Origin of the sequence: Microcystis sp. M49636_WE2, assembly GCF_030065375.1 — a bacterium.
In the GTDB taxonomy this organism is placed as follows: Bacteria; Cyanobacteriota; Cyanobacteriia; order Cyanobacteriales; family Microcystaceae; genus Microcystis; species Microcystis aeruginosa_C.
Genome location: NZ_JASJFG010000546.1, coordinates 1 through 8,250 on the forward strand (window position 1 = coordinate 1; position 8,250 = coordinate 8,250).

The 8,250-nt window shown below is 44.0% G+C and carries 10 protein-coding genes and 2 pseudogenes; 4 read left to right on the forward strand and 8 right to left on the reverse strand.

Annotated elements, in window-relative coordinates:
• Nucleotides 1–846, reverse strand: an 846-nt coding sequence (locus PX484_RS12600; protein ID WP_288104099.1) for an NADH-quinone oxidoreductase subunit M, incomplete at its 3' end; no start/stop codon positions are given.
• Nucleotides 847–1,232: 386 nt separating this feature from the next.
• On the reverse strand, nucleotides 1,233–1,970 hold the full coding sequence (locus tag PX484_RS12605; protein WP_287767027.1) for a phycocyanobilin:ferredoxin oxidoreductase: 738 nt from the start codon (nucleotides 1,968–1,970) through the stop codon (nucleotides 1,233–1,235).
• Between the two features lie 234 nt (nucleotides 1,971–2,204).
• Between PX484_RS12605 and PX484_RS12610 the strand changes: the two genes are divergently transcribed.
• Complete coding sequence (locus PX484_RS12610; RefSeq protein WP_287767026.1) at nucleotides 2,205–4,517, forward strand: transglutaminase TgpA family protein; 2,313 nt, start codon at nucleotides 2,205–2,207, stop codon at nucleotides 4,515–4,517.
• Between the two features lie 71 nt (nucleotides 4,518–4,588).
• Here the strand turns inward: PX484_RS12610 and PX484_RS12615 are convergent.
• The 5 genes and pseudogenes from PX484_RS12615 to PX484_RS12630 all read right to left on the reverse strand — a co-directional run bounded on the left by PX484_RS12615 (nucleotide 4,589) and on the right by PX484_RS12630 (nucleotide 6,009).
• Nucleotides 4,589–4,856: pseudogene (locus tag PX484_RS12615) on the reverse strand (Txe/YoeB family addiction module toxin).
• Nucleotides 4,850–5,086 carry a type II toxin-antitoxin system Phd/YefM family antitoxin gene (locus PX484_RS12620; protein ID WP_002762994.1) on the reverse strand — a complete coding sequence of 79 codons (237 nt, stop codon included), beginning with the start codon at nucleotides 5,084–5,086 and terminating at the stop codon, nucleotides 4,850–4,852. Before PX484_RS12620 ends, PX484_RS12615 begins: the two are co-directional and overlap by 7 nt.
• 164 nt (nucleotides 5,087–5,250) lie before the next feature.
• Nucleotides 5,251–5,520 carry a hypothetical protein gene (locus PX484_RS12625; RefSeq protein ID WP_002736772.1) on the reverse strand — a complete coding sequence of 90 codons (270 nt, stop codon included), beginning with the start codon at nucleotides 5,518–5,520 and terminating at the stop codon, nucleotides 5,251–5,253.
• On the reverse strand, nucleotides 5,468–5,806 hold the full coding sequence (locus tag PX484_RS26035; protein ID WP_002788010.1) for a DUF6972 family protein: 339 nt from the start codon (nucleotides 5,804–5,806) through the stop codon (nucleotides 5,468–5,470). The genes PX484_RS12625 and PX484_RS26035 overlap by 53 nt, the downstream gene beginning before the upstream one ends.
• Nucleotides 5,807–5,811: 5 nt before the next feature.
• Nucleotides 5,812–6,009: pseudogene (locus PX484_RS12630) on the reverse strand (type II toxin-antitoxin system HicB family antitoxin).
• Between the two features lie 324 nt (nucleotides 6,010–6,333).
• On the opposite strand from PX484_RS12630, the gene PX484_RS12635 reads away from it, so the two are divergent.
• Both PX484_RS12635 and PX484_RS12640 read left to right on the forward strand, forming a co-directional pair.
• Nucleotides 6,334–6,582, forward strand: coding sequence for a hypothetical protein (locus PX484_RS12635; protein ID WP_159250049.1), 249 nt, complete (start codon nucleotides 6,334–6,336; stop codon nucleotides 6,580–6,582).
• Between the two features lie 326 nt (nucleotides 6,583–6,908).
• Nucleotides 6,909–7,373 (forward strand): SRPBCC family protein, encoded by a 465-nt coding sequence (locus PX484_RS12640; protein WP_002736419.1) that lies wholly within the window; start codon nucleotides 6,909–6,911, stop codon nucleotides 7,371–7,373.
• A gap of 73 nt (nucleotides 7,374–7,446) precedes the next feature.
• Here PX484_RS12640 and PX484_RS12645 read toward each other — a convergent pair whose 3' ends face one another.
• Nucleotides 7,447–7,650 carry a ssl0294 family protein gene (locus tag PX484_RS12645; protein WP_002791803.1) on the reverse strand — a complete coding sequence of 68 codons (204 nt, stop codon included), beginning with the start codon at nucleotides 7,648–7,650 and terminating at the stop codon, nucleotides 7,447–7,449.
• Nucleotides 7,651–7,720: 70 nt separating this feature from the next.
• Here PX484_RS12645 and PX484_RS12650 point away from each other — a divergent pair, with 70 nt between their 5' ends.
• Nucleotides 7,721–8,236: a DUF1499 domain-containing protein gene (locus PX484_RS12650; protein ID WP_287767024.1), complete on the forward strand. Its 516-nt coding sequence runs from the start codon at nucleotides 7,721–7,723 to the stop codon at nucleotides 8,234–8,236.
• The last annotated feature ends 14 nt before the right edge of the window (nucleotides 8,237–8,250 follow it).

An 8,250-nucleotide genomic window follows, 5' to 3' on the forward strand; every position in this document is an offset into this window, starting at 1 on the left:
CACCAAAACGGGGGCGAAAACGGCGTGAGCATCGGGTAACATCCCCATATTCATCCGTAAGAGCGCATAACCACCCATTTTAAGCAAAATTCCCGCTAGTAACATATGGGCGGGGGCAGTGGCTTCGCCGTGGGCATCCGGCAGCCAAGTATGGAGGGGGAAAATCGGCAGTTTTACCCCGTAGGCAATCAGGAAACCGGCGTAGAGGAATAATTGCAGTTTCAGGGGGAAGTCTTTACCAGCAATAGTCACCATGTCAAAGGAGACGGTATCGCCATAAAAAGCCATCGTCAGCGCCGCTACAAGGATGAATAGGGAGCCTCCGGCGGTGTAAAGGATAAATTTGGTGGCTGCGTAGAGACGGCGTTTACCGCCCCAAATGGAGAGGATGAGATAGACGGGGACTAATTCTAATTCCCAGACGAGGAAGAACAGTAACAGATCCTGCACGGCAAACACTGCAATCTGTCCCCCGTACATCAACAGCATCAGGAAGTAGAACAGTTTCGGTTTAAAAGTGACCGGCCAAGCCGCTAAGATAGCCAGAGTGGTGATAAATCCCGTTAAGATAATCAGAGGCATGGAGAGGCCATCGGCTCCTAAAGACCATCTTAGGTCAATTTCGGGCAACCATTGGTAACTTTCCACTAATTGCAGATTGGGATTAGCGAAATCGTAACTGCTATAGAAAGCGTAGATAATTAGGGCAAAGTCGATTAATCCCACCGTCAGAGCAAACCATCTCACGGTTTTACCGTCTTTATCGGGAATTATGGGAACCAATAAAGCGGCGACGATGGGAAAAAGGATGATGGCAGTTAACCAAGGAAAGTTCGTTAGATTCATCGGCTGTTTTAATATTTATTTAATCGTCAGAATCGAGAAATTAAGCTAGGGCTTTTAACGGTTTTACCTAGCAAAACCGCCTTTTTTCTCTTGTTCTCGCGGTTACATTTGACTGTACCTAAATCAATCTAGCAATTATTTTCCTATCCTTGTCTGTTAATATTGTTAAGTTTCAAGAGACTGCTGGCCTAATTAGGGTTTGAGAGTTCAAAAATGGGAAAAATAGCGATGAAGTTGCAGAAAATCTCTAAATTAAGTGGGTAGGTGTTAAAAATTGTCGGCTCCCCCCCATACTAATGGTAGGGTTGATTCATGAATCAACCCTACGATGAATCAACCCTACGATGAATCAACCCTAGGAGCAAGGGGGGAGGGGATAGTTCAGTTTAATCGGGCAAATCAAAGAGAACTCCGGTCATATAACGCTCTGCCCATTCCCAACCAAAGGCTTTTTCTAGTACACGCCGAGTTTTATCGTTTTTCTGCTGTTGACTACAATAATCCCGTTGTCCCTGTAAATAAATGCGCGCTTCTTCCCCGGAAAGAGGCTGACTTTCCTTAGCACATTTGCAGTGAATTGTCAAGAAATCTGTAACTCTTTGTAAAAATTGTCGTTCCTCGGCGGCGGTTTCGGGACGAATAAACAGACAATATTGGGAGAAAATATGACCCCAAGGCGGTAAATCACGAGCTTGGGCGAAATCGGCCGCAGGTAAAGCCGCTAAAGCTTGATTATAGGCACTAGGGAGAGTTTTATCGCTACTGGTGGGAGAAAGATCCACAATAGCGGCACTGATTCCCGCTTTGCCGGAGACTATATCACATCCAAACATCGGCAGCGGATATTCTGGACGGGGGAACATGACACAGTGGAGAATATCCAAACCATTGCCCAGTTTAGCCAATTCTAGGTGCATTTTGCGGAACTGGGGAGTTTGATAGCAGCGATTCTCGATAATTAATTTTTCCCCTTCTAAACGTCCCTCCACATAGCCTAAACCTTCCGGCAACTCAAAGGGCGACAAATCAAGATATTTTTCCCAGTGGGACAGAATTACCGTGGCTAATTGTCCAATCAGGGGATGAAGTAACGGTAAAATTTCAGGCTTGGTAACGGCTATCATGGGTCAGTAATCAGTTATCAGTTATCAGTAATCAGTAATCAGTTATCAGTAATCAGTCATCAGTTATCAGTAATCGGCTTTTTTCTCCTTATCTCCCCTGCTCCCTGCTCCCTTCTCCTATCTCCCTATTTTCCTATCTCCTGACATCTAAAATCCACTTTACCCCATGGAGCGATCGAGATTAGAACTGGGAAATATAAAATTAACTTCTTTGTCCTTCTCCCAATTTACCCTATGGTTAGTAGCGCTGCTCGTCCAAGACCTTCCTTAAAAACCCTCTGGCAAAAGATAGAATCTTCTCCCTTGCCGGAAACCGAGGAATCGATTATTTTAAGAATTCTGGTGCAAGCGTTAGTAATCGTCGGTATTATCGCCACCGATGTGGCTACCGATAGTTATACCAGTATTTGGGCTGTTCCTCTCAGTATTATCGGCGGAATCTGGAGTTGGCGACGCAGGAAAAAGCGCAATATCGGGGCAAAATTTTGTATAGCGATCGGAATGTTAGTGGTGTTGGCGCTATTCTTGGGTAATATCGTTGCGATGCAGGATAGTCGCATTGCCCTAACACAATTATTAATTCAATTACAAATTCTCCATAGTTTTGACCTGCCCCGACGCAAAGATTTAGGTTATTCTATGGTAATCGGTTTAATTCTCTTGGGAGTCGCCGGGACAATCTCCCAAACCCTCGCTTTTGCGCCTTGGTTAATCCTCTTTCTGCTTTTATCCCTACCTACCCTAGTTTTAGACTATCGTTCTCGTTTAGGTTTAGATAATCTCAATCAGAGTCTCCCTTTCTTCTCAAAGAAACCCCCACGTCTAGCCACAAAAAAATTAGTTTCCCCGCAAAATTCCCCCCTTTCTCCCAAACGTTTTGGGATTTTCTTTCTGACAATTCTCCTCTTGGGATTAACAATTTTTGCCCTGATGCCGCGTTTTCCTGGTTATCAAATTCAATCTTTTCCCGTCAATAGTCCCGAAGGTATGGAAAATCAGGGTTTTGAACAGGGAGACAGACAAATCGTTAACCCCGGCTATGTGCGCGAGGGTGAAACGGCGAAGGGTGGCGTAAATGGCGGTAATAGTCCCACTACAGGGTCAGGACAGTTAGATTCTACCTTTTATTACGGTTTTAACCCCCAAATCAACCAAAATTTGCGGGGAAGTATGACTCCAGAAATAGTCATGCGGGTACGTTCTCAAGCCCCCGGATTCTGGCGGGCCATGGCCTTTGATCGCTATACTGGTCAAGGGTGGCAAATCTCGCGAGATCAAGAATTAGAGGATTTAAATCGCAGTAGTTGGTCCTATCGCTTTTTTGTGCCGCTACCCGCAACCCAGGCCAAAACCCATCAGGTAGTCCAAACCTACAGCATTGTCTCCAGTTTACCGAATATTATCCCTGCCCTTACTTCGCCCCAGTTTCTCTTTTTTCCTACCCGACAGGTATCTTTGGACCGAGAAAATAGCTTAAGGTCGCCGGGGGGGTTAGCAGAAGGGCTAACTTATACTGTAATCTCACAAGTGCCGGAACGCAATCGCAGCCAACTGCGATCGGCCCCAGAAACCTACCCTAAGTCTATTCTCAACTATTATTTACAAATTCCTGCCGAAATTGCCCCGAAAGTCCGCCGAAAAACCGAGGAATTGCTGGCAAAATCTCCCACACCTTTAACCTCTCCCTACGAGAAGGCCCTATATTTGGCCCAAGCATTGAAGCAAAACTACGAATTAAAAACCGATTTGCCCTTTTTAGCCGAAAATGAGGATTTAGTCTCGGCCTTTTTGTTTCGTTTTCAGGGGGGTTACGCCGATCATTTTTCCACCGTGTTAACGATTATGTTACGCTCGATCGGTATTCCTGCCCGATTAGCCACCGGTTTTGCCCCTGGCCAGTTTAATCCTTTCACTGGCTTTTATGTTGTCCAAAATACGGACGCTTACGCCATCACAGAGGTGTTTTTCCCGGGTTACGGTTGGTACACTTTCGATCCTATCCCGGGCCACGAATTAATTCCCCCATCCTTTGAGGAAGCGAAACCTTTTAGCGTCCTCAAGCAATTTTGGCAATGGGTAGCCGGATGGTTGCCTTCCCCAGTCACGGGTTTTCTTGGTCTGATTTGGGAAAATGTTATCGTTACTATCGGTCAGTTATTGGCCTGGTTATGGCGCTTTATTTCCGGCAGTCTTTTAGGGGGAATTCTCGGCGGTTTATTGGGGGTCGTCTTCGCCTACGCTGGTTGGTTAGGATGGGGACAGTTCCATCGTTGGCGTCGGGGTCGCAAGTTAGCAAAACTACCACCAATCGAGCGTTTATACCAGCAAATGTTAGGAATCTTAACAGAAGCCGGTTATGGTAAACATCCCGCTCAAACCCCTTTAGAATACGCCACCGCCGCCCGCCGCGTCCAACCGCCGCCAGTGGCGAATATTATCGAGGAGATTGCTTGCGCCTACGTTGATTGGCGTTATGGCGGGAAATCGGCTAATATTGAGAGATTACGCCAACGTTTTCGAGAATTTGTCAAGTTGGTGAAAAAGTGAGCTTGAGCCTATAGTTAGGGTTTGCGGCAAAAAGTTTTTCAGCAAATCCTAGATTTAACGATGTCTTAACGCTACTCATAATGTGTCCACATCCGCAGGATTTTAACTATACCCTCAGATTGAATAACTTCGTACACAAGACGATGCTGAATGCTTATTCGCCGAGAGTACACACCATTCAAATCTCCCACTAACTTTTCCTAAGGCGGGGGATTTTGGAATGGATTGACCTGAAGAATGTCAAGCAACATCTGCGCTTTATTTTTTTAAATGACTAGAATTAAGCTTCTTAGGGTCTTTCTGCGCCTGTTTGGTGTAAACCAATTTCCACCTCACCATTCTAGCTCCTCAGCACATTCTTCAACCGGCGTTGCCAGTCCCTCCCGAATTGATTCTCGCATCCCCGGAATTGAGAGGAGATATAACGTTTCTTGTACCGATTTCCAATCCCCTTCAGATAGCAAAACTGCATTACCATCGCATCCCTCAATAATAATGGGTTCGTGGGAAACAGTTACTGAATCAATCAAATCCTGCAACTTTTGTTGAGCCTCATTAACCGGGATCATAAATCCTCCTAATTGTTTTCTACCAGTGCCGAAAGAAAATCCTCCGATAATCCTAGCGCCAATTACCCAAACCTGACTCCATTCGTAACTATCTCGGTGCTTACCCTAACGGCACTGGTAAGGCGATATTCTGACTTCATTCCAAACGACAAGTTTAAACAAATCTAAGCGCTTTCCTCACTAGATAATCGTCCTTCAATCGGTTCGTATTCATCTTCCAAGAGCCAGAGTTGAGCCTCTTCATAATCTGGAAACGCCTTGACGAGACGGTACTTTTCAGCAGGATCAAAAACATAACACCCCCTCGCCTTATCGATCAACACTAGCAGGATATAGGGAGGGGACTGCATGGAATCCACCCAAACTTCTAGGAAGCGCCAATTATCCTTCACTAGGTCGGGTTCGAGGAATTGCGTGATATTGGTTGTTTGCATTAATCTTAACCTCGCCGTAGAATAAAGAAGACTTTAAACCATCTGGGCTGATACGACAACCAATCGCTTCGGCAAAGAATAGCCCATAGCGCTCATAGTTTCGCACATTGCCCGTGTATTCACCCCTTTCCATGATAGCCTGAATAACTCGTAGCATTGTATCTTCATCTTTAAACACATGAATAGCTCGTCCTCGTAACAGTAATCTCCGTGATTGTGGAGTATTCGGTAAATGTTTAGAAATATGCTTAGTGTCAAGAAAAATCTCGCGATTAATTCCGCTCATAATGGTTAGACTTCAAGGTCTCTAATAATTGCTGGAATCGGCAGGCCGTCTTCCGCTAAAGCCGCAATATAACCGGCAATAGCCTCTTTTATATTAATCAAGGCTTCTTCTTTCGTTTTTCCTTGACTAACTCAGCCTTTGAGACTTGGACAATCCACAATCCAATAGCCGTCTTCGTCTCGATATACAATGACTTGCCTCATTTTTACACTCGCTTTTTAAGAAGTGTTAATAATTACCCCTAATCATAGCAAGCAACTCAGCCAAATTTATTTACCGTTCCTGCATTAGCCTTCCCCCCAACGTCATCTCTAGATTTAGTCCAGGCGCTGAAGAATACTTACACTAGCGGCGTTGGTTTTTCGCAACCAAAGTAAATTACATATCTTAAATTGAGAGTAACTAAACTTGACAATCGGTTTAACAATGCGCTAGAGTAACTGAAACTTCTAGACTGTAACGCTGGCGGAAGGGAGGCTATTAATTTCGACTAAATTTCTTTACTACTAAACTAAGAAAATATAATTATGACAAACTATCAAACAGAAATTAAAATCAAAGTTCCTTTAGATGTTGCTGAAACTTATTGGAATGCAACGGAAGAAGATCGTCAAAAAATAGCAGAAAAAATCGCTTTTTATGTTCAATCTTCAAATTTATCTAGAAAAGAATCTCTGGACAAATTATATAAAACGATGGATACTATTGGACAAAAAGCACAAGAGAGAGGATTAACCCTTGAAATTTTAGAATCTCTCTTAAATGAAGATAACTAAACGCTTTGTTATCGATACCAATATTATTATCAGTTAATATCGAGAGATTACGCCAACGTTTTCGAGAATTTGTCAAGTTGGTGAAAAAGTGAGCTTGAGAGCAGTTATCTTAATGGTGAGGTAGGAAGTTTTCGTTTTGGGGAGTCGATCGCCGGTCGTCCATAGCAAATTAGGTTACACTTTATCTTGATGAGAAAGGCTATAAACAAGACTATGTTAAGAAATGTAACCAAGGCCGAAACCCTTACTGTTGCCTTGTCTGCACAGTTAACTTTATTTTTGTCCGACTACCGATAATTCTCAGCCAGCAATTTATAAGCAGATCAATGTCATCTTGTCAAGTATTTGAACAATCAATTCAGATTAAAGCTAGTGCCACGACGGTGGAGCGTTGTATCACGGATTTAGAGTTAATGCGTCGTTGGTTGAATCCGGTGTTAGTTTGTGAACCTATCGGCGATTGGAAGACCGATATCGGTGGGAGAAGTCGTTTTTTGATTCAAATTCCCCTAATTCAGCCAACGCTAAAAAGTACGGTGATTGAGAGGGAACCGGGGTTAATTGTCTGGCAATTTGAAGGCTTTTTTCGCGGTTGCGATCGCTGGGAATGTCAACCCAATGATGACGGCACTTGTTTAATCAATCGTTTTGAGTTTGCGATTCCTAATCCGGTTGTGGGGTGGGGATTCCAGCAATTCGCCGCCAAATGGACTAAAAAGGATATGGAAGCGCAATTAAGACGCTTAAAAAGAGTAGCTGAGGAAATTTATCTACTTTCAGCAACAAGTTAAGCTGATGGGGTGGTAAGCGGGGGGTTTTGGGGATGGGAGAATACCCTCACCCCCAACAGCTAACCCCCGATCCCTAATCGATCGAGATCGACTGGGGACTGTTGCCGTTATCCTGATTATTGTCCTTAAAACTGACTAATCCCTGCTCTTCTAACCATTTTTTGAGGGGATCGTCCGAGAGTTTCAAGCGCAGTAATCCAGAGGCAAAACCACCGAAAAAAGCGATCGGTTGTTGAATCAGTTCTTTAACAACGGGTTGTAATTCATCGAGAAACATCTTATTCTATCTCCTGATATTGCCACACCTATCAATGTTAAGTTAATTGAAGTGATTCTGTAAGACTAGCATGACTGAAACTTCCGACACGGTAAAAAAATCTTTCCGGCTAACCCCGTTTATTTTCCTGGGAATACTGCTCATCTGGCTAGGAATTAGGTTCATTGCTCCCGATAGCGTCAGTTTATTCGCCGGTACTCGTCCCGATTATTTGGGAGTCAGGGAGGGTAAACTGGCCCCTTGTCCGGTCACTCCTAATTGTGTTAGTAGTCAGAGTCAGGATCAGGCTCATGCGATCGAACCCCTTAGTTATCAGGGTAGCGGTGAAAAAGCGATCGAGCAATTAGCTAAAATTATCGCCTCCCAACCGAGAACTAAAATTATTAACCAAGATAGTAACTATCTCTACGCCGAATTTAGCAGTCAATGGATGGGATTTGTCGATGATCTAGAATTTTCTCTTAATCCTAGCAAAAATGCGATCGATGTTCGCTCGGCCTCCCGGTTAGGAGAATCGGATTTAAATGTCAATCGAGAACGAGTGGAAACCCTGAGAAAACTCTTTTCAGTGATCAGTAAACAGTAAACAGTGAAAAGTAA